Origin of the sequence: Streptomyces zingiberis (assembly GCF_012034935.1) — a bacterium.
Classification (GTDB): domain Bacteria; phylum Actinomycetota; class Actinomycetes; order Streptomycetales; family Streptomycetaceae; genus Streptomyces; species Streptomyces zingiberis.
This window is the reverse complement of sequence record NZ_JAATEN010000035.1, coordinates 1-20,509: the sequence shown is the minus strand read 5'-3', so window position 1 is coordinate 20,509 and position 20,509 is coordinate 1. Positions and strand designations below refer to the sequence as shown.

Genomic DNA, 20,509 nt, shown 5'->3' with positions numbered 1-20,509 from the left:
TGCCCCGCGCACCCCCACCCACCCCAGCCACTCGATCTTTTCCACCCGCCCACCGGGCACGCCCGACCCCGAGTGGCGAAAGGCACCGCAAACCCCGACCCCGGCGCCGTAACCCCCGCCCCTCACAAACCCGCCGGCCCGCAACCCACCCCCCACCACCACCGCGCCGCCCACCCGGCACCCCGGCACGACCGGCACGACCACCACGACCGCCGGCGTCGCCCACCCGTACCCGTAACCCGACGCCCGCGAAGCGGTGCTGCTCAGGGATCAGTTCCGCGCATCGGCCGCGAGAAGTGCGGCGAGGGCGCGGCGGCAGAGGGAATCGGCCCGGCGCGTGGTCTCCGGCAGCCGGTGGCGGGAGGCCAGCCGGAGGGTGTGCGCGACGGCGTGATCCAGGCCGATGCGGTGGCCCACGGAGACGAAGACGGGCTTCACCCCGTCCTGGGTGCGCAGGGCTCGTCCCACTGTCTCGCCCCCGTCGAACAGCGGTGATACGGCGCCACGTCCCTGCCCGGGCGCGTCGAAGGCGAAGCCGAACGGTGTCTTGGCCACGCCGAAGGCGGGGAGGCCGGTCACCACTCCCAGGTGGGCTGCGAGGCCGAGGCGCCTCGGATGCGCGATCCCGTACCCGTCGCAGGCGACCAGCCCGGGCGGCTCGGACAGCCTGCTCAACGCGGCAAGCACGGACGGCAGTTCACGGAAGGCCAGCAACCCCGGGACGTAGGGGAACTCGGCGCGGCCGGTGGCAGTAGCTTCCTCGACGACCTGCAACGTCTCCGCATCAAGGACGACAGCCGCGGCGGCGAGCCGACCGCTCGCCTCGTCGTAGGCCACATCCACCCCCGCGACGGTGCGGACCTCTCCGGGCGCGGGCCCGGGGCCCGCCGTATCCGTCAGAGAGCGCAGCCGCAACTGCTCCGCGACCGCCTCCGCTTCCGTGGCGGGCCAGGGCCGGATCCCGGTGGAGGGCCGGTGCCCTTCCGGCGGCGCCGCGGTCTCCCGGCGAAAGCCGCCCCGGATCACCCCTGCCACTCGCCCGTCCCCGTCCCCGTCCCCGTCCCCGTCCCCGTCCCCGTCCCCGGAAGGAGTCTGCCGCAGGAGGTTCCCCTTCGACGGAGCATCCGGCGGCGAGCCTTCCGGGCGAATCCTCCGCACGCACGGCGCCCCTGGCCCCGGCGCGTCCTCCTGGAGTGATCCGTCCTTCAGCCGCCCAGCGTCCATGAGGTCAGGGTGTAGCACATGGAGACGAACCACAGCGCCGCGGCGGTGCCCCCGAGCGCCAGACCGGCTTTCATCCCGCCCTGGACCTGGACGCCGTGTGCGCCCTCGGCACCGTGAACGCCGTGCACGGGGCGGACACCCCGGCCGGCGTATGCGCCGTGGAGGTTCCTGCGTCCACCGGACGGCAGGGCGCTCGCGCCGGCGCGCGGGCGGTGCGGCGGGACCTGCTGGACGCGGGTGTGCGTGATCTTCTCCATGGCTCTCATCCTGTCCCCTGCCACTGACACCACACATGCGTGCGGATACTCAGCCGGCCCGCACCGGATACTCAGCCGGCCCCAGCGGTTCGCCTCATCTGCTCGTCATTTGCTCGCCACCGCGTGCCCCGCCCGCCGCGTGTCATCCGCCCGGGTGGCGCAGGTGCGGAATCCCGCGTACCGGGCACCCGCTGCCACATGACAGATCTCCCGGGCACATCCGAGCCGAACGAGCCCCCCACACAGCGCGCTCGGCACACACGACCAGAGCGACCGGGCCAGCCGGAGGCGCACTCGGTGGACCGAACGCCCGCGACCTACGAGTCGTACTGGATCGACACCACGCCACGGACCGCGCATCCCCCGCTGGAGGGTGAGCTGGAGACCGATGTCGTCGTGGTCGGCGGCGGTGTCGCCGGTCTGTGCACGGCGTGGGAGCTGGCCCGTGCCGGGCTGGGCGTCGTGGTGCTGGAGGCGGACCGGATCGCCGCCGGGGTGACGGGCTACACCACGGCGAAGGTCTCCGCCCTGCACACCCTCGTCTACGACCGGCTCCGCGGCACCCGGGGCGCCGAGGCCGCCCGGCACTACGCGCGCTCGCAACAGGACGCGGTGGAGCACGTCGCCGCCACGGCTTCCGACCTGGGCATCGACTGCGAGCTGGAGCGTCAGCCGTCGTACACCTACTTCCGGGACGCGTCGCGGACGGCGGAACTGGAGGCCGAGGCCCGGGCCGCCGCCGAGGCCGGGCTGCCGGCCACCTACGTCACGGAGACGGGGCTGCCGTTCCCGATCGCGGGCGCCGTGCGGGTCGACGACCAGCTGCAGTTCCACCCCCGCCGCTATCTGCTGGCCCTGGCCGAGGACCTGATGGCGCGGGGCGGACGGATCTTTGAACGCAGCCGGGTCACCGGACTGGACGAGGGGAAGCCCTGCCGGGTCACGACCGAGAACGGCGCGACGGTGACGGCACGGGACGTCGTCGTCGCCACGCACTACCCGGTCTTCGACCGCTCCCTGGGCTTCGCGCGGCTCTCCCCCCACCGTGAGCTGGTGGTCGCCGGCCCGATCCCCGCCGACCGGGATCCTGCCGGCATGTACATCACTCCGGACGAGGGCAAGCGGTCGGTGCGGACGGCGCCCGGACCGGACGGCCGACGGCTCCTGATCGTCACGGGCGAGTCGTTCCTCCCGGGGACGGCCGACGCCGACGAGCGCTTCGCCCGGCTGGCCGCGTGGACGGCCGAGCACTTCCCCGAGGCCGAGATCACCTACCGCTGGGCGACCCAGGACAACAGTTCCACGGACACCGTCCCCCTCATCGGCCCGCTCCACCCGGGTGCCCGCCACGCCTGGGTCGCCACCGGCTTCGGCGGCTGGGGCATGAGCAGCGGTGTCCTCTCCGGCCGGCTGCTCACGGGCCTGATCCGCGGCGACGCCCCGGAGTGGGCGGGGCTGTACGACCCGCGGCGGCTGCTGAGCACGCTGCGGGAGGGCGGGAAACTCCTGTCCCACCAGGCGACCGTGGCCAAGCACCTCGTCGCCGGTGAGTTCCGGCCGTCCTTCACCGACTCGGTGGCCGATGTCCCGCCCGGTGCCGGCGCGGTCGTCCGGGTCCGGGGGCGTTCCTGCGCGGTCTACCGCGACGAGGAGGGCGCCGTGCACGCGGTCTCCGCGCGCTGTACCCACATGGGCTGCATGGTCGCGTTCAACGCCGGGGAACGGGCCTGGGAGTGCCCCTGCCACGGGTCGCGGTTCGGGGTGGACGGGGAGGTCATCCAAGGTCCAGCCGTGCGACCGCTCACCCCGCGCGACGTTTAGCCGGGCCCCTCTGGGTACCTGGTTGCCGTGCTTTTCCTGAAGCCCCCAGGGGTGTATGCGCCGCAGGACGACACGTCCCTGCTCACCACCGCGCTCCACGAGGAGCCCCTCGCCCCGGGCGCCCGGGTGCTGGACCTGTGCACCGGCACCGGGGCGCTGGCCCTCGCGGCGGCGCGCCGGGGGGCGCGGGTGACCGCCGTGGACACCTCCCGGCTCGCCGTGCTCACCTGCCGCCTCAACGCCCGGCTGGCCGGGGCGCGGGTGCGGGCGCTCCGCGGTGACCTGCTGGGGGCGGTTCCGGACGAGCGGTTCGACCTGGTGCTGAGCAATCCGCCCTACGTGCCGTCGCCGCACCCGCAGCTGCCCCGCCGGGGCCGCGCCCGGGCCTGGGAGGCCGGGCGGGACGGGCGGGCGCTGCTCGACCGGATCTGCTCCGAGGTGGCGGACCGGCTCCGCCCGGGCGGCGTCGTGCTGATCGTGCAGTCGGCGTTCAGCGGCGTGGCCCCCACGCTGGACGCGCTGGTACGGACCGGGCTGGACGCCCAGGTGGCGGACCGCCGGTATGTGCCCTTCGGGCCACGGCTGCGCGAGCGCGCCGCGTGGCTGCGGACGCAGGGCCTGGTGGCGGCCGGGGTGGAGAAGGAGGAACTGGTGGTGATCCGCGGTGAGGCGGCCCTGTGAGTGGCCGGCCGGGCGGGGTACCAGGTGGGGTACCAGGTGGGGTGCCGGGCGGGGTGCGCCAAAGGGCGCGCAGAGCAGTGGCACGTCCGGCGCGTCCGGCGTGGGCCCGGGTGGACCGCGTGCGTCCGGCGGGGACGGACGAGGCCGCCCGGAGGGAAGGTCCCCTTCCCGGGGAACCCAGGAAAGCGGCGTTCCGGCAGGGGGGCGCGCACCCGTGAGGGCGTCCGTATCCGCGGGGAGGGCCGCGTGATCGATCCGGGGCGGGAGAGGGGCCCGGCGCGGGCGGCGCGGACCGCTCCGGCTGGGACGCAGACGGAAGCACGAGAGGTGAACGGAGCGAGCGGAGAGGCGCCGTCCGCGGCACCTCCACCGGCGCCCCGGACGGCCACGGGGGAGGGCGCCGCGCGGGACGTGCGCCGGGTCCGGCAGGTGCCGGGCGGGCCGATGCTCGTCGAGGGGCCGGTGGAGGTGGTCATGGAGGACGGGACCGTCGCACGCTCGGACCGCTTCACCGTCGCCCTGTGCACGTGCCGCCGCAGCCGCAGCCGGCCCTGGTGCGACACCAGTCACCGGCGCCGCACCCGTTCCTCCACGGACGGCTCCTCCCCGGACGGCTCCTCCCCCGCGGACGGCTGAGGGCACGCCGGCCGGTTGGCGGGCTCAGTCAGTCCGCCGGCGGGGCCGGCAGCGGCCTCCGCAGGGAGGTACGGCCCGCGTCCCAGGCGCCGAGGAGGTGGGCGCCGAGGCGCTCCTCCAGGTACTCGGTGGAGGTGACGCCGAAGGCGAGGTCCGCGTCGAGTGCCGGTTCGCGCTCCAGGAGGTCGCCGACGACGTCATGGCGGACGATCTGTTCGTGCACCGCGTCCGCCTCGACGTGCTCGGTGTAGAAGTGGACGGCGGCCGGTCCCGCGCCGGCCCGCTCCAGTGCCTTCGCCAGCCGCCGTGAGCCCGGCGAGGAGGTGATCTCCACGGTGGCGAAGTGCCCGACGAGTGCGCCGCGCAGGCTCCGGTGGAGGCCGAAGAGCGACATCTGGTTGACCACCGCCAGCATCGGTGCCGGGACGACGTCCAGGTAACGGCCGTAGGCGGGGTCCAGGCCGAGATCGGTCATCAGCTCCGCGAAGAGATGGGCGTGCACCCGCTCGGCGCGCCCGCCGCCGAACTCGTCGAACTCGACGGCGACCATGGCGGCCTTCGCGCGGCCCTCCAGCCGCGGCAGCACCCAGGCGTGCGGGTCGGCCTCCTTCAGGTGGTACAGCGACCGGTGGGCCGCGTACTCGCGGAGCTGCCACAGTTCGCCGCCGTGCTGGAGGCGGTGGCTCACGCCGTCACCGTCCACGGGCTCGACGAGCAGCGCGTCCAGGGTCTCCGCGGCGGGGCCGGCGGGGCGGGCGTCGTCCCGCAGGGCCGACAGGAAGCGCTGCTCCAGCGCCTGGCGGAGCCGCAGCAGGTCCGGGTCCCACTCCCAGTGGTCGCCGACGCCCGCGAAGCCCCGGTAGTGCAGTTCGTAGGCGATGTAGAGCGCGAGCTGCACGTCGTCACCGTACGGGTCGGCGGCTTCGGCGTCCCGTACGTCCGGCAGCGCGGGCGGCGTGCGCCCGCCGCCCGTGAGCAGGGCGGTCACGGCGGCCGACAGGGGGCCGCGCGGTTCGGGCAGCGGCGGGCCGCCGGACGCTCCCCGGGTGTCCGCGCCCCCGCTGGTGGTGACGGTCGTCATCGCGCCCGGCCTCCCTCGGTCCACCGTTGGTCCACCGCCGTCCTCCGCTCGTGCCGGCGTCGCCGCCCGGCTCCGCCGCCCGCGGGGCGTCGTGGAACCGGGCGGGGCCGGGGTCCATCGGGTGCCCAGGCCCCGGTCCGCCATGCCTCCCGGGGTACGCCGGACGGGTGCGTGACCGATGTCACGTCACCCACTCGCACACACACAGGGCCGCCCGTACGTCATAGAGAGCGTGAGCAGTTGTGAACACCACACCGGGAGGCGGGAGTTGTCCCCTGTTATCGACCGAGCCGTCCAGGCCGGCCTCATCACGTCGGACGGGCAGGTGATGGACGTGCCGGCGGCGCTGCGCTACCGGCGCGACGACCCGCTGGCCGTCCGCGCCTGTTTCCCGCCCCGCGCCTCCCTCGGAGGGACGGACGTGACCTGGGTCTTCTCCAGGGACCTGCTGGCCGCCGGGCTGCTCGAACCGGTCGGGGACGGGGACGTGCACGTACGCCCGTTCGGGCCATTGGTGACGGTGGTGGAGTTCCACGCGGCCGCCGGGACCGCCCTGGTACGGCTGGACAGCGCCGACGTGCGCCAGTTCCTGGACCAGACGTACGCCCTGGTGCCCATGGGCCACGAGTCGCTCCACCTCGACCTCGACGAGGACCTGCTGGAGCTGTTGCGCGAGGCCTGACCGGCGATCCGCGCCGTCCGGGGCACCCGGCCGGCAACCGGGGCGGCGTGCGAGAGCCCGCCCCGGGGACAGGGATACGAGGGCTGTGCGCCCGGTCTCGCGGGGGCGGGGCCCGAACCCCTCGGGGCCCCTCTGAGACCCGGGAGACCAGGGAACCCCGGAATCCTGCGGTTCCGCAGCCCCGGAACCCCAGAGCCCGGAACCCCAGAGCCCGGAACCCCCGCAGCTCCCCCACCCCTGCATCCCGCACGGACGCAGCCATGACACCGGCCCCGCGGCGTGCGCTTCGAGCCCCCTTCCCCGCCCCGGCGCCCTCCGGTGCCCCCGTGCGGCACCCCGGCACCCCGGCACCCCGGCACCCCGGCACCCCGCCGCGGAAAACGCGTTGCCGGCGTTTCCCCGCCCGTCTACCGTGACCGGCGGAACTGTCGTCGAGGGACGGAGTGGGCGTTGCTCCTCTGAGGTCATGGGACACCGAGTTCCGCGCCCCGGCCGGCAGGCCGGACGGGCGCGGGCCGCCCGCGACCTCGGCTCCGAACCGGCCCGACCGGCCCTTCCCCGGTGCGCCTCGTTCCCCGGCCGCCCTCGTACGCCGCGGCATCTCCGGTGTCTCCTCACGCCCATCGCACATACGGCGTTCCGGAGGCCACCATGGCACCTTCATCCACTTCATCCACCGCGTCCTCCCCCGGGCGCTCCGCTGTCGTCTGCAGCGCTCTCACCTTCACCTGGCCCGACGGCACCCCCGTGTTCGACGGGCTCGATCTGTCCGTGGGCCCGGGCCGCACCGCCCTGGTCGGGCCCAACGGAGCCGGGAAATCGGCCCTGCTGCGGCTGGTCTCCGGTGACCTCACACCGTCCGGCGGCAGCGTGCGGATCTCCGGCCGTGTCGGCCGGCTGCCGCAGGACCTCACGCTCGACACCGGTGTCCGCGTGGACGAGGCGCTCGGCGTCGCGGCCGCACGGGCGGCGCTGCGTGCCATCGAGTCCGGGGACGCCCGCGAGGAGCACTTCACGGTGGTCGGCGACGACTGGGACGTGGAGGAGCGGGCCCTGGCCACCCTCGACCGGCTCGGCCTCGGCCATCTCGGGCTGGACCGCACGGTCGGCGAGCTCTCCGGCGGCGAGGCGGTGCTGCTGCGCCTCGCGGCCCTGCTGCTGAGCCGGCCGGACGTCCTGCTCCTCGACGAGCCGACGAACAATCTCGATCTGCACGCCCGGCGCCGGCTGTACGCGGCGGTGGATTCCTGGCCGGGCGTGCTGATCGTCGCCAGTCACGACCGTGACCTGCTGGAACGCGTCGACCGGATCGGCGAGCTGCGCGACGGTGAGGTCCACTGGTACGGCGGCGGTTACACCGCCTACCAGGAGGCTCTCCGGACCGAGCAGGAAGCCGCGCGCCGCACGGTGCGCACCGCCGAGGCCGATCTGCGCAAGCAGCGCCGGGAGAGGACCGAGGCGGAGGTCAGGCTCGCCCGCCGCGCCCGGTACGGGCGGAAGATGAACGAGGAAAAGCGCGAACCCAAGATCGTGATGGGGCTCCGCAAACGGGCGGCCCAGGTCTCCGCGGGCAAGGACCGCGCCACGCAGGACGCACGGGTGGATTCGGCACGGCAGCGCCTCGACGAGGCCGAGCGGTCCGTGCGGGAGGAGGACCGGATCCGCGTCGACCTCCCCCACACCGCCGTTCCGCCGGGCCGCACCGTGCTCACCGTGCGCGGGGCCCAGCTCCGCGGCGGCGCACGGGTCGCGGAGTTCGGCGTGCGGGGCCCGGAACGGATCGCCCTCGTGGGGCGCAACGGCGCGGGCAAGTCGACGCTGCTCCGCACGGTCGCCGGTGAACTGGACGCCGTGGAGGGAGAGGTGACGACCGGGGTGCCGGTCCGTTATCTGCCGCAGCGGCTGGACCTCCTCGACGACGAGTTGAGCGTCGCACGGAACGTGGCACGGTACGCCCCGGCGGCCACGGCCAACGACATCCGGTCACGGCTGGCGCGCTTCCTCTTCCGCGGCGCCCGCGCCGACCTCCCGGCCGGCGCGCTCTCCGGCGGCGAACGCCTGCGGGCGACCCTCGCCGCGCTCATGCTGGCCGAACCCGCTCCCCAGCTGCTGATGCTGGACGAGCCGACGAACAACCTCGACCTGCCCGGCGTCGAACAACTCACGGCGGCCCTGGAGTCGTACCGGGGCGCGCTGATCGTCGCCGGTCACGATCTGCCGTTCCTCCGCGGCATCGGGATCACGCGGTGGCTGATGCTGGACGAGGAACTGACGGAGGTGGATCCGGAGGAGCTGTGAGCCGGGGGCGGGGCCCGAGCCGGAGCCGGAGCCCGCCAGTGCCTCCGGGAGGAGATCGGGAACGGTCCGGGGCGGTGGAGGGGAACCGACCGGCCGGTGATCCTCCGGGGGAGGAACGGTGGCGGTCCCGGGCGGCGAGCGCCCGGGACCGCCCCGCCACGGCCACTCCCCTGTGGCAGCCGTGACGGTGTCTCGGTGGATGCGGGGTCCCCTGGCCCCCTGGGTCTCCTGGGTCCCTTGGGACGCCGGGGGCGCCGAGGGTGCCGGGGGTGCCGGGACCCCGCGGCTGTGCGGGCCCGGAGCCTGGGGACCCCGGCGGGCCGGCGCCTCGGCGGATCGCACGGGCGCGGCGCCGGCCCCCGACAGGGCCGGACGGACCGGCGGGGGCGTGAGCCGGGACGGCGCCCGGGGATCCGGTGACCGTCCGCTCGGCGGGGCCGCCCCGCGGCTCTCGTGCCCCCGCGCTCCCCCCGCCGGGCGACCCGCCGGGCCGGCCGGCGCCCCGTCAGCGGTGGAGCTTGTCCACCGCTGTCCTCGTGGTGTCGCGGAAGTCCGCCACCGGCGCCCCGTCGAGCTTCCCCATCTCACCCCAGGACACCACCGTGACGGTGCGCCCGTCCCGGCCGACGCCGAACAGGTGCCGGTCCGTCGAGGACTCGGGCCGGGCGATGCCCACGCCGTAGACGTGCGCGCCGTCCTCGACGTCGATCGGGCCGTAGTCCTCACCGGTCGCCGACGCACCCGGATCCTCGGTGGTCACGCGGTCCGCGCAGTTCTCGAAGGCCCGTTCCAGTGTGGCGGTGAGCTTCCGGGCCGCCGCGGCGCTTTCCGCGCGAAGGGTGATCTGCCGGGCGTTCGTCTCGAACTCGGTGGTGAACTCCCGGTGCCAGACGCCGGTCCGGGGCAGGAGGCCGGCCACACAGAACGGCTGCGTCTCCGGCAGTCCGGCGGCCGGAGGCAGGGCCCGCCACTCCGAACCCCAGTGCGGCGGGAGTTCGCCGGCGGAGAGGAAGGCCGGAGCGGTGACCGCGGCGGTCCACGGCGGCGTCACCGCCCCCGCCGGACCCGCCGTCGCCAGGGCCCCGGCAAGGGCCAGCAACGCGGTGGCCGCCGCGCGCCGGGTCCGCCGTCTCCGGGGCGACGGTGTCCCGCCGTTGGACGTGCTCTCGGACGTGCGGTCCGACGTGATCGTGGTGCCCGGGGTCGCCGGACCGGTGGACTCACCCGGGGTCGCCGGGGTGCGTTCGCGCATGGTGGTGCTCCGTATCAGGGTCGTGGTGCTCGTTCGTCGGTGGTGCTCGTCCGCGGTCGTACTCGACCGGGCCGGTGTGGGGTCCCTCGCCTCTCCGGTCCGGGTGGTGCCCGTACCCGACCGTTGGCCGTACCCGGCCCGCGCCGTCGTGCCGCGGACGGGCAGGGTCCGGTCGTACGCGCCCATCGGTGCTCGTGCGTCCTCGTCCGTACGTACCGCTCGGGGCCACCCGGGCGCACGGCCCCCCGCCGGCCCCCGTTGACCTCGACCGCTACCCAGCCGGCCGTCGGGGCGGTCCCGAGCGGTACGGCAGCAGCCTCCGCCGCGCCCCGCCGGGACGGCAAGAGGTACCGGAGGATGCGGGACGCAGGGACGGCTGCGCGTACTCTGGCCTGGGGAGACGAACATGCCCTGGGACGCGCCCGCTTCATGGCGGGAGGACGCGCCGGGCGGGGGACGGGGGTCGTGGTGGCCGGAAACGGCGGGAGCGAGGAGTTCGCGGCCCAGCTGCGCCGCCTCAAGGAGCGTTCGGGCCGCAGCTACGGCGCGCTGGCGGTGCGGCTGCATGTCAGCGCGTCCTCGCTGCACCGTTATTGCAGCGGCGAGGCGGTGCCCGCGGAGTACGCGCCGGTCGAGCGTCTCGCGCGGCTGTGTGACGCCACGCCACAGGAGCTGATCCGGTTGCACCGCCTGTGGCTGCGTGCCGACGCGGAGCGGAACGCGGCCCGCGGCAACGGCAACGGCAACGGCAACGGCAACGGCAACGGCAACGGCAACGGCCAACGACCGGGCAGCCGCCGGGGAGACGGCCCGGACCCGATTCGGGAGCCCGGCCGGACCGCAGGCCCGGACCCCGTCGGCGGCCCGGACCCCGTCGCCGGCACATCCACCGTCACCGGCGCGGACGCCACCGCCGCCCCGGCGGAGAGCGCGACGGACTCCCCCGGCACGCCATCCGTGGCGCGGCCCAGCTCCCCTGAGGGTGGGCATGTGCCGGGCTACGGCTCCGCTTCCGCTTCCCCACCGGGCGGGGACAGCTCCCCGCCTCGCTCCACCGACCCCGGTCCCCCGCCCACCGGTTCCTTCCCCGGGGTGACACCCGCGTCCTCCCCCGGCACGCCACCCTCCCCCGATACGTCCGGGCCTTCCGGCCCTCTCGTCCTTCTCGCCCCGGCGCTGGCCGGCGCCTCCGCCGCGCGGGAACGGCTGCGATCAACGGTGGCGGGGTGGTTCGGCGGGACGCCCGGCGGATCGGTACGGCGGCGGATCGCCGTGGGTGTCGCCGCCGGGTGCGTGACGGCGCTGGCCGCGACAGGGCTGGCGATGACCGCCGGGGAAGGCGGGCGGCCGCCGGACGGCGACCGGGCCGTCGCCCCCGGGTTCTCCTGGCAGCCGGGTCCGCGCTCCGTGGCGCCGCGCGTGTCCGGCGGGGACTCCGCCGGCCCGTCCCCGTCGACCGCCGGCGACGCGACCGCCGCACCGGACTCCTCCCCCGGTTCCGCGGACCGGCCCGGTGACGGCACAGGGGCGCCGGAGAACGGGGCGCGTACCGACGGCGACGGCGGCGCGCAGGAGAGCGGGGGCCCGGACCGGCCCGGCGGGGCCGCGCCGCTGACCGTCACCACCCGCTCCCATGTCTGGGCCTACGGCTGCGACCACCGCTATCTGATCGACCGACCGGCCTCCGAGGTCCCGCCGCCGCCCGTCGAGCAGGACGCCGCCTCCTGGGCGGGGAAGCTCGGCGCCGTGCACGGTGAACAGACGGACGTGGAGGCGACGGTGCAGGGCACCTCGCCGGACGCGGCGGTGGTGCTCCGGGCGCTGCGGGTACGCGTGGTGGGCCGCGGCACCCCGCTCGCCTGGCCGGTGTTCGAGATGAACAACGGCTGCGGAGGGTCGCTCAGTCCGGCGCTGTTCTCCGTGAACCTCGACAAGGACCGGCCCGTGCCCCGCCCGGTGGACGGGTTCGACGGCGAGGAGGGACGCGAACTGCCCGCCGTGCGACTGCCGTTCGCGGTGTCGCCGAAGGATCCGGTGGTCCTGCGGGTCAGCGCGCGCACCAAGGGCTGCGACTGCCGGTGGTTCCTGGAACTGGACTGGACGAGCGAGGGCCGCGAGGGCACGCTGCGGATCGACGACGGCGGCGAGCCGTTCCGCACCAGCGGCATCGAAGGCCGCCCGGTGTACGGGTACGGGGTGGAGCCGGGCGCCGGCTGGCGGACCGACGGCTGAGGGCGGCCGGTGTGTTCCGGGGCCCCGGCCGGTCGGCCCGAACGGGCCACGCCAGGCGGAACACGCTCCCGGGGAAGGCAGCGAGACGCCCCGGGATGAGCAGGAGAAAGGCAACGGGCCCGGTGCGCTTCACGCACCGGGCCCGTGTCAGTAGCGGGGACAGGATTTGAACCTGCGACCTCTGGGTTATGAGCCCAGCGAGCTACCGAGCTGCTCCACCCCGCGTCGGTGAACCCGACTCTACGTGCTCGGCGCCGCAGCGCCAAATCGGCCGCGCCGGAGGCGTTCCGCTGCTGTCACGTGCCGCCGCCTGCCCACGCGGGTGCGGCTGCCCACGCAGATGCGGCCGGCGAGCAGCGGGGCGTGCGGCCCTCCCGGAGCCGTCGGACCGAGCGGCCGGAGAGGCCAGTGGCCCGGTCGGCGAGGCCGCGTGACGGGGAGGCCGCCACGGTGACCAGGGGCCACACCCACACGGAAGGAGCCCGCGGAACGGACCCCGCACGGAGAATCACCCCGCGTTCCGCGGCCGGCCGGGGAACGCGGGCCGGGCCGGTCCCGGCCGGACCCCCGTCCCGGCCGGAACCGGCCCGGCCGGTCCTCGATCGCTCCCCGTGCGTTCGTGCTCCTGTTCAGACGTTCAGACGCGCGCTCGCGTCCGTGCACGCTGTCGTACGTGTGCGCCGTGGTACGCGCGCCGTCCCCCCACGATCACCCGTCGGCGCGTGGCCGTGCGGCCCCGTGAGCCCACCGGCAGGGATCAGGAGGGGCCGCGGCTCACCCCGTCACGGCGGGAGCGGCGGAGGCGCCGTCGCTCCTTCTCGGAGAGACCGCCCCAGACACCGAAGCGCTCGTCGTTCTCGAGGGCGTACTCCAGGCACTCGACACGGCCCTCGCACGCCCGGCACACCTGCTTGGCCTCGCGGGTGGAGCCGCCGGGGACCGGGAAGAAGAACTCGGGCCCGGTCTGCGCGCACAGTGCGCGCTCCCGCCAGTCGGTGGCCTGCTCCCCCGGTGCGATGAAGTCGATCAGCATGTGGCCATGGTGGACGGCGCGCGTCAACATATGCTGAACACACGATCAACGCGGGGGCCGAGGGCGTTTCAGGAGCGGCGCGCCCCGCCCCGGGGGACCGTTCTCCCCGGCCCTTCCGGTGGACGGACCGGGCACCGCCCCCGGGTCGCGCCCCGCCGCCCCGGGAGTTGGGCCATGTGTCCGGGGACCCTACCCGGCCGGGCGCCCCGGGCCGCACCGGCGCGCCCGGCCGGCGCGGCGCGGCGCGGGGGACCACACGGCGCCGCACCGCGCGGCACCGCACCGCGAGATCGGTGGGGCGACCATCGTTCTTCACCGGCATGCCGCCGCCCGCGCGCTCCACCTCGCCCGCCGGCGCCTCGTGGCGCGCGGTGCCCCCGGCCACCAGCAGCCGGCCTGTGCGGTCGGCCGGCGACCCGCCGGAGGCTGAGGCTGCTCTCGCTCAGGCCGATTCCCGTCGCACCAGCTCCGTCTGGAGCAGGATCGACGGGGGCAGCCCCGATTCGCCGGAGAGCTGGGCCAGCAGGCGCCAGGTCATGGTGCGGCCGAACTCCTCGATGGGCTGACGGACGGTGGTCAGCGGCGGGGAGGTGGTGGCGGTGATGTCGAGGTTGTCGAAGCCGACCACGGCGACATCCTCGGGGACGCGCCGGCCCGCCGCCTGGAGCACCTGAAGCGCTCCGAGGGCCATGAGGTCGGAGGCGGCGAAGACGGCGTCGAGGTCCGGGTGCGAGGCGAGCAGCCGGCGCATGGCGGCAGCGCCGCCCTCGACGGTGAAGTCCCCGTGGGCGACGGCGTCGGTGGGGATGCCGGTGCCGGCCATGCCCCGGCGCCAGCCGCTGAGCCGGTCCATGCCGACGGCCATGTCGGCGGGCCCGGCGATGGTCGCCACCTTGCGGCGGCCGGTGTCGATGAGGTGCCGCGCCGCGAGGCAGGCCCCGTTGAAGTTGTCGACGTCGACATAGGGGGCGTCGACGCGGACCAGCGGCCGGCCGCCGAGCACCACCGGCAGCCCGGCCTCCACCAGCAGGCTCGGCAGGGGATCCTCGCCGTGGAGACTGACCACGAGCGCGCCGTCGACGTGGCCACCACAGAGGTAGCGGGCGAATCCGTCCTCGTCCTGTTCGTTGGTCATCAACAGCACGAGCTGGAGCTGACTGCCGGACAGGCCGCTGTAGATGCCCCGCAGGACCCGGGCGAAGAAGGGGTCGCTGAGGACGAAGTTGCCCGGTTCGGACATCACCAGCGCGATGGAGCCCGTTCTCCTCGTGGCGAGGGAGCGGGCGACCTGGTTGGCGCGGTAGCCCAGCGTCTCGACGGCGTGGGCGACCTGTTCCCGGGCCTTCTCGCTGACGTAGGGGAGGCCGTTGATGGCCCGTGAGGCGGTGGCGCGGGAAACTCCCGCCACCCTCGCCACCTGTTCGAGAGTGGGGCTCGCGACCGGACTGCCCGTACGGGTCATCGGCTGAGCCTCCATGGATTCAGTCACCGGCTCTCCGCGTGTGGGAGGGGATGGCGCCGCGCGGGCCACAGGCGGGCGGCCCCGCCGGTCAGGGCCGCGCGGGCCGCTGGGGCCGGGCGGGGAGCGGGGGCCGTCCGGCGGCCCGCCCCCCGGTCCGCCGGGCGCGGCGGGGGCGGAGCGCTGCGGCCACCGGGCGCCGGGCGGCCCGGCGCAGGCGCGCCACCGGCCCCACCGCCTCGGCGTGGCCGGGCGCGGCCGGGCACACCGGCGCGCTGCTCTGTGGTGAACACTCCCCTACCCCCACTGATGGCGTCCGGTTCCGGTGGGCCGTACGGCGACGCCTCGCCTACGGAACACTGGAAGCGCTTTCAGACTACCCACGGAGCCCCCCGGAAGGAAGCGTCCCTCAGGGACCGCCCGACGCCCCGTCCCCGGGGCCGTTGGGCCGTGCCCGGTCGCCGGGAGCGCGCGGCGCCGCCGGGTACGACCGCAGCACCGCTCCCGTCCCCGGTCGCGCCCCCGGTCACCCCCCAGGTCACGCCGTGGAGCGCCCGCTCCCGGGCGGCCCGACGGCCCGCGCGCCCCGGAGCGCCTCCGCCGCCGCAGGGCATCCGGTGGTGAAGGCGCGCCCGGGGGCGGGAGGCTGCCGGGCACGCGCCGCTGCTCCCGGGCCCCGGAGGGCAGACGGGACGCCGATGACACGCGGGGCGCGGGGACCGGCGGTCCGCTCCGCGGGCCGGCCGTGAGCGGGCCGCCTCCGCCGGGCGGCGGCGGACGGCACCCGGTAGGACCGTTGGCGGTCACGCGGAACCGCGGCCGGCACGGACGGCACGGACGGCACGGACGGCACGGACGGCACGGACGGCACGGACCACCGGTCAGCAGCCGATCGGCGCGGTGCCGACGGCGATGTCGTCGTACCAGAGGGTGTCGTCGCCGTTGCCGTAGCTCTCCCAGCCGAACCGGAGGTCGGTCAGGGAGGGGCGCCATCCGGCCCGGCCCAGCCACTGGCGGTCCACGTCCGGGGTCGGCGTGCCGTCGATGACGAGGCCTTCGACCACGGCACCGTCGACCCGGGTCTCCAGGGTCGAGCCCTGGACGGCGAACTCGACGCAGGTCCACCGGTTCACCGGCAGCGGGGTGCTCCTGGAGACGCCGACGGGGCTCTGTTCGGGCAGGGTCGCGTCGTCGGACTCGCGGTTCCACTGCAAGGCGCCGTTCTGGCCGCCCATGCGCAGGTCCTTGCCGTTGTCGGCGGAGTCCTTCATGGCCGCGAAGGTGACATGGGCGGCGGGCAGCGCCGTGGTGTGGCGGACCCAGAAGCGGACGTGCAGCGAGGATCCGTTCGCCACACCGGTCAGCGGGGTGGCGGCGAACACGTGGTTGCAGTAGCCGGCCCGGCCGTCGACGCGCAGCGAACGGCCGCCGGTGTGCGCGGTGGTGGAGTCCACCACGGCGCTGCCGGTCCCGGAGCAGTTGGGGGCGCCGACCGTCCAGCGGCCCGAGGGGGTGGTGCCGGTCTGCGACTCGAAGTCCTCGCAGAAGCCGTCGGCCGTGCAGGCGGCTCCGGTCGCGGGGCGGGGCGCCGGCTCGCCGGCGGCGGCCGTGCCGGTGGCGCCGGCGGCGGCGAGCGCCAGGACGGCGGTCACCCCGGCGAGGGCCTGGCGGCGCCGGACGGCGGCCGGGGGCCGGGGGGACCGGTCTCCCGGCCGTGCCGGGGGCGGTGACGCGGGGGGCGCCGCGGAGGGCGCCGCGTCCGCCGCGGGCGCCGGGGGGCGGCCGGGTGCCGGGGCCCCGGCGGGCTTCGCGGGTGTCGTGGGCAGGGACATGGGTCCCGATCTCCTCGGAGGGTGAGGTGGGCGGTGGAACCTCCAGGGCGTCCAGGTTGGCCTCGTGCGCCGGCCGCGGGCCGGCCGCGGGGCGGCGGGCCCGGGGGAGCCGGCGGGCCCCGGTGGGGTCCGGAGGACGGCGGGTCCGCCGGAGGGGCCGCGCCGCGGATCAGCGTCGCGGTGGGGGCCTCCCCAGGCCCCCACCGCGACGGGCGGTGGTCATCCACCGCTGGAGGGCGCGTGCGGATCCGCTCGGCCCGGCGGCGCGCGGGAGGAACGCTGTGCCGCCGGCGCCGACGCGCCCGTGTGGTCCTGGTGGGGTGGGTGGCCGGCCACCCGCCGGGGGCGGGCGGGTGGCCGGCCGGTGGTCACGGCGGCCCCGGAGGCAGGGCCGCCGTGACGTCAGCCGAACAGGGCGTCGTGAGCGGCGAAGGCCGTCGCGATCTCCGTCTGCGCCCAGTACCGGTGGTACGTGAACTCGGGCGCCGGGCCACCGTTCAGGTACTGCTGCACCTTCGCGAAGTCCGGGTCGCTCTTGTAGAAGGAGCGGATGGACAGGAAGGTGGAGCTGGAGTTGATCTGGTCACCGTTGGGCATGGTGCCCGTCCAGCCGTTCGGGACGTAGAGCTTGTCCGAGCCGGACTTCACCTCGAACCGGTTGTAGTCCTTGCGGACCTCGGGAACCGTGATGCCCTTGGCGGTCTTCCGCGCCAGCAGCCCGTCGAGCAGCAGTTCACCGGCCTCGCGGGCCTCGGCGTCACCGGAGCCCGCCGCGTAGTAGAGCAGCGTCTTGGCGAAGGAGGCCGCCACACCGACGTCGTTGGTGTGGTTCAGGACGGAGACGTGCAGACCGCTGTTGCTGCCCGGGCTGGAGGCGTTCCAGGTGTCGGGCTTGCCGGTCCACTCCAGGTCGGAGGGGATCTGGAAGTCGGCCGTGCCGTCGATCGTGGAGTTCTTCAGGGCCCAGTCGACCCACTTGTCCATGATCTTGCCGGCGCGGGCGTCCTTGGACTCCGCGTACAGCTCGGCGGTCCGCTGGAGTCCCCAGACCTGGAAGCCGAACCAGCGGTTGGACGGCGGGTCGTGCCAGACCGGCTGGTAGTCGTAGTACATGCCGTAGAAGGTCGGGCTGCCCGACGGCGGTGCACCGTAGGCGCCGTCCCAGCTGTTGGTGGCGCCACCGGCGATGGCGCCCTCGGCGGACTGCAGCCACTGGAGGAACTCCAGCTGCCGGTCGAGGCTCTTGGCCCAGTCGGCCTGCCCGGTGGCGGACTTCGGCCGCATCTCCGGGTCCTTGGCCAGGGCGTAGGCGGCCATGGGGTTCTGGTAGCCCTGGTGCGCGGCGGAGCCGCCGATGCGCCAGGCCCACGGGTACTGGGCGTCCGAGGCGGCGCCGCCCCAGGCGTAGTACCAGGCCATCAGGTAGTGCGCGCTGTCCTTGCCGCTGCCGGCCGCGCAGGACGGGCTGGTGCAGTTGCCGATCTTCTTGAAGTACTTGTCGAACATGGCGTAGCGCAGGTAGTCACCCATCTTGGTGGCCTTGGCGACCACGTCGGAGACCTGACCGCTCTTGCCCTGGGCCTTGGCGTACTCCTTCGCCTGGAACGCCACCTGCACGGCGCGGGCGTCGGCGTCCGGGGCGTTGGTGTACTTCCACTGCTTGGAGTACGCGGAGTCACCGGTGAACAGGTCGAGGTACCCGTTCTTACCGCCGTGCTTGAAGGTGTCGCAGGACGGCTGCGTGATCGTCTCCCAGACGGATTCCTGGGAGCCGCGCTGGAAGGTGTTGATGAACGCGGGCGCCGACTTGCTGCCGTCACCGCAGAAGCCGAAGCCGTAGGTGTTGTCCACGTCCAGCAGCCAGTGCATGCCGTAGACCTCGTCGGTGCCGTAGGCCGACTTGAGCTCACCGGCGATCGGGTCCTGGCCCACCTTGACGTTGCTGTCGAGGCGCGACGGGTAGTTGGTGGGGCTGTTGTACTCCGGCGCGAAGGTCGCCGGGCTGGACGCGCTGTAGGCCGCGTTCGTCGGCTGGTCCTTGGTCTGCGGAACGGCGAAGGTCTCCAGTGACTTCCAGGCGCTGTTGAACGGCGCCCAGTCGCCGGTGATCCGGCCGTACTCCGACTCCAGCCACAGGTAGTAGCTGAACGCCTCGGACGTGGTCTCGTGGCCGTGGTCGGGCGCCTCGACGATCAGCGTCTCGATGGAGTGGTACGGGACCTTCAGCCCGTTGAAGGTGCGGTAGTAGCCGCTCGACGGGGCGTTGATCTTGTTGTACTGGTCCAGGAACGCCTGCTGGTACTCGGTGGCCTGCGGTGAGATCTCCTGGACGGGGACGGAACCGCTCTCATGGCCGGGGGCGCTCGCCGTGAAGACGGCCTTCGCGAGCTCTCCGGTGGTGTCCCCCGAGGTGACCTTCACGCGCTGGACGCGGTCCCAGTTCCGCGGGGTGAACGTCAGCTTCGACGTCCCGGCGGTGATGTCCTCCGTGCCGGAGGTGTGCCGGAGCGTCACCTCGACGTCCGCGGCCGGCTTGGTGGACAGCTTGACGCCGACGGTGGCCGAACCACCCTGCTTCACCTGGCGGGTCACCGGGGAGGCGATGACGGCCGGCTTCTCCAGGACGTTGACGAGGGAGGGCACCGAGCCGACGGGCTCGCCCTTCTTGTCGTAGGCCTTCGCGGTGATGGAGTACTGCCCCTCCGGGGCGTTCCTCCACTCGCCCTCGAAGGGCGCCTCGGTGTCGGTGGCCAGCAGCTTGCTGTCGGCGTAGAACTCGACCTTCGTGACCTCGCCGGAGGTCTCGGCCTTCAGCGGCACCGACTCGGCGGACACCACGTAGTTGTCGGCGCCCGGCTGGGAGGAGGTGAGGGCGACGGCGACGGTCTCGGCGGAGCCGGCGGCCTCGGAGGCGAAGGTCGTCCCCGGCACCACCCCCGCGACCAGAGCGGCGAGGGCGAGGCTCCCCGTGACCGGGCCGGGCCGCAGCCTGCGCCGTTGGTGTGATCTCATGGCCTGCTGGTTCCTCTCTGTCACATGGTGTGGGGCCATATGTCCGGAACATGAGGGATTACGGTGGGGCCGCCGCCTGCGCGCCCGCCGGGGGCACGTACGCGGCACGTTGGATCCGGCTCCGTGAGCGGGCTGTGCGGTGCGGCCGCTCACGGAGCCGGTGTTCGGGGGCGGACGGACGGCCCCCGCGCCGTGGGGTCAGGACGGCGCGGGGCGGACCGGGCGCTGTGGTCGCGGTGCGGGCGGCGCCGGCGAGGGGCCGGGGCCGGAGGGGCCGGGTCATCCGCGCTGCGGATCCGGGAGCCAGGTGTGGGGGGTGGCGCTTGGTGGGGGCGGGTGGGGGCGAGGCTCTCGGTACGGCTTCCTGAAACCGCTTCCAGTGCCGGGACTGTAGCGTTCGCGCCGGACCGTGAAAACCCTTACGCGTCAGTCCGGTTGGACAAACCCACCGGCCCTGTCCGGGACCCCGCCCCCGGCCAGGACTTTCACCGGTCGGCCGGCCGGGAAATCGCCACCGGGGGCCCGGACTCCCCAACTCCGCACGCAGCCAGGCGGGTTGGCGGATGGTTCATGCCGATCCTATTGACAGGGACACCACCCACACTCACTCTAAGAGCGCTCCCAGGTCCTGCGGCCGGGGGGCGCGATCACCGGCCGGCCACCGCGCACCCGTCGTCGGCGCGGGCCCGGTGATCGTCCCGGCACGACGGCCCGGGCCGGACGGCAGTGACCGCCCTGACCCGACCACCGCCCGGACCCCTGCGCCCGGGCCGTCGCGCCGCTCACCGCGGGAGACGTTCCACCCCACACGCACCACGCGGGGCGCACCGCCCCGCGACCGGCGTCACCCGCACCACCCCGCGGAACTCCCCGGCACCGCACACCGGGCCGGGTACCGTTCCGCCGCGCGCCGCACCCCCGCACCTCCCGGGGCGCCGTTCCACCCGGCGCCACCTGCACCGCCGCACCGCCGCACCGCCGCACCGCCGCACCGCCGCACCGCCGCACC

General features: G+C 74.9%; 14 protein-coding genes and 1 tRNA gene. 6 read left to right on the top strand and 9 right to left on the bottom strand.

Annotated elements, in window-relative coordinates; all coding sequences use genetic code 11:
- Positions 1–270 precede the first annotated feature (270 nt).
- A complete protein-coding gene (locus tag HCK00_RS26405; RefSeq protein WP_311765517.1) occupies positions 271–960 on the bottom strand; it encodes an endonuclease V in 690 nt (229 codons plus the stop codon).
- 245 nt (positions 961–1,205) lie between these two features.
- A complete protein-coding gene (locus HCK00_RS26400) occupies positions 1,206–1,481 on the bottom strand; it encodes a hypothetical protein (protein ID WP_168104565.1) in 276 nt (91 codons plus the stop codon).
- A 297-nt stretch (positions 1,482–1,778) separates the two neighbouring features.
- Here HCK00_RS26400 and HCK00_RS26395 point away from each other — a divergent pair, with 297 nt between their 5' ends.
- From HCK00_RS26395 to HCK00_RS26385, 3 genes are all read left to right on the top strand, one after another.
- Positions 1,779–3,302, top strand: a complete 1,524-nt coding sequence (locus HCK00_RS26395) for an FAD-dependent oxidoreductase (protein ID WP_311765515.1) — start codon at positions 1,779–1,781, stop codon at positions 3,300–3,302.
- A 27-nt stretch (positions 3,303–3,329) separates the two neighbouring features.
- The gene (locus HCK00_RS26390) at positions 3,330–3,983 is read left to right on the top strand and encodes a HemK2/MTQ2 family protein methyltransferase (protein WP_168104563.1); all 654 of its coding nucleotides are present in this window, start codon (positions 3,330–3,332) and stop codon (positions 3,981–3,983) included.
- A gap of 327 nt (positions 3,984–4,310) precedes the next feature.
- Positions 4,311–4,619: a CDGSH iron-sulfur domain-containing protein gene (locus HCK00_RS26385; RefSeq protein WP_375782016.1), complete on the top strand. Its 309-nt coding sequence runs from the start codon at positions 4,311–4,313 to the stop codon at positions 4,617–4,619.
- Between the two features lie 28 nt (positions 4,620–4,647).
- On the opposite strand, the gene HCK00_RS26380 is transcribed toward HCK00_RS26385, so the two are convergent.
- Positions 4,648–5,700, bottom strand: a complete 1,053-nt coding sequence (locus HCK00_RS26380) for an iron-containing redox enzyme family protein (RefSeq protein ID WP_168104562.1) — start codon at positions 5,698–5,700, stop codon at positions 4,648–4,650.
- 268 nt (positions 5,701–5,968) lie between these two features.
- Here HCK00_RS26380 and HCK00_RS26375 point away from each other — a divergent pair, with 268 nt between their 5' ends.
- Positions 5,969–6,382 carry an SsgA family sporulation/cell division regulator gene (locus HCK00_RS26375; RefSeq protein WP_168104561.1) on the top strand — a complete coding sequence of 138 codons (414 nt, stop codon included), beginning with the start codon at positions 5,969–5,971 and terminating at the stop codon, positions 6,380–6,382.
- 651 nt (positions 6,383–7,033) lie between these two features.
- Entirely contained in the window at positions 7,034–8,680 is a 1,647-nt protein-coding gene (locus HCK00_RS26370) for an ABC-F family ATP-binding cassette domain-containing protein (protein WP_168104560.1), read from the top strand.
- Positions 8,681–9,185: 505 nt separating this feature from the next.
- Here HCK00_RS26370 and HCK00_RS26365 read toward each other — a convergent pair.
- Positions 9,186–9,932 (bottom strand): hypothetical protein, encoded by a 747-nt coding sequence (locus tag HCK00_RS26365; protein ID WP_168104559.1) that lies wholly within the window; start codon positions 9,930–9,932, stop codon positions 9,186–9,188.
- A 465-nt stretch (positions 9,933–10,397) separates the two neighbouring features.
- On the opposite strand from HCK00_RS26365, the gene HCK00_RS28085 reads away from it, so the two are divergent.
- Positions 10,398–12,164, top strand: coding sequence for a helix-turn-helix domain-containing protein (locus HCK00_RS28085; RefSeq protein ID WP_311765514.1), 1,767 nt, complete (start codon positions 10,398–10,400; stop codon positions 12,162–12,164).
- A 151-nt stretch (positions 12,165–12,315) separates the two neighbouring features.
- Here HCK00_RS28085 and HCK00_RS26355 read toward each other — a convergent pair.
- The 5 genes from HCK00_RS26355 to HCK00_RS26335 all read right to left on the bottom strand — a co-directional run bounded on the left by HCK00_RS26355 (position 12,316) and on the right by HCK00_RS26335 (position 19,500).
- Positions 12,316–12,389: transfer RNA gene (locus tag HCK00_RS26355), tRNA-Met, on the bottom strand.
- A 532-nt stretch (positions 12,390–12,921) separates the two neighbouring features.
- Complete coding sequence (locus HCK00_RS26350) at positions 12,922–13,197, bottom strand: WhiB family transcriptional regulator (protein WP_168104558.1); 276 nt, start codon at positions 13,195–13,197, stop codon at positions 12,922–12,924.
- Between the two features lie 442 nt (positions 13,198–13,639).
- The gene (locus HCK00_RS26345) at positions 13,640–14,659 is read right to left on the bottom strand and encodes a LacI family DNA-binding transcriptional regulator (RefSeq protein WP_168104567.1); all 1,020 of its coding nucleotides are present in this window, start codon (positions 14,657–14,659) and stop codon (positions 13,640–13,642) included.
- A gap of 878 nt (positions 14,660–15,537) precedes the next feature.
- Complete coding sequence (locus HCK00_RS26340) at positions 15,538–16,308, bottom strand: carbohydrate binding domain-containing protein (protein WP_311765512.1); 771 nt, start codon at positions 16,306–16,308, stop codon at positions 15,538–15,540.
- Between the two features lie 582 nt (positions 16,309–16,890).
- Positions 16,891–19,500 carry a glycoside hydrolase family 48 protein gene (locus HCK00_RS26335; protein ID WP_240966231.1) on the bottom strand — a complete coding sequence of 870 codons (2,610 nt, stop codon included), beginning with the start codon at positions 19,498–19,500 and terminating at the stop codon, positions 16,891–16,893.
- Between the last annotated feature and the right edge of the window lie 1,009 nt (positions 19,501–20,509).

Coding starts and splice junctions, on each gene's coding strand:
- HCK00_RS26335 (WP_240966231.1), bottom strand. CDS start 19,500: ATGAGATCACACCAACGGCGCAGGCTGCGGCCCGGCCCGGTCACGGGG.
- HCK00_RS26370 (WP_168104560.1), top strand. CDS start 7,034: ATGGCACCTTCATCCACTTCATCCACCGCGTCCTCCCCCGGGCGCTCC.
- HCK00_RS26365 (WP_168104559.1), bottom strand. CDS start 9,932: ATGCGCGAACGCACCCCGGCGACCCCGGGTGAGTCCACCGGTCCGGCG.
- HCK00_RS26345 (WP_168104567.1), bottom strand. CDS start 14,659: ATGACCCGTACGGGCAGTCCGGTCGCGAGCCCCACTCTCGAACAGGTG.
- HCK00_RS26400 (WP_168104565.1), bottom strand. CDS start 1,481: ATGGAGAAGATCACGCACACCCGCGTCCAGCAGGTCCCGCCGCACCGC.
- HCK00_RS26380 (WP_168104562.1), bottom strand. CDS start 5,700: ATGACGACCGTCACCACCAGCGGGGGCGCGGACACCCGGGGAGCGTCC.
- HCK00_RS26350 (WP_168104558.1), bottom strand. CDS start 13,197: ATGCTGATCGACTTCATCGCACCGGGGGAGCAGGCCACCGACTGGCGG.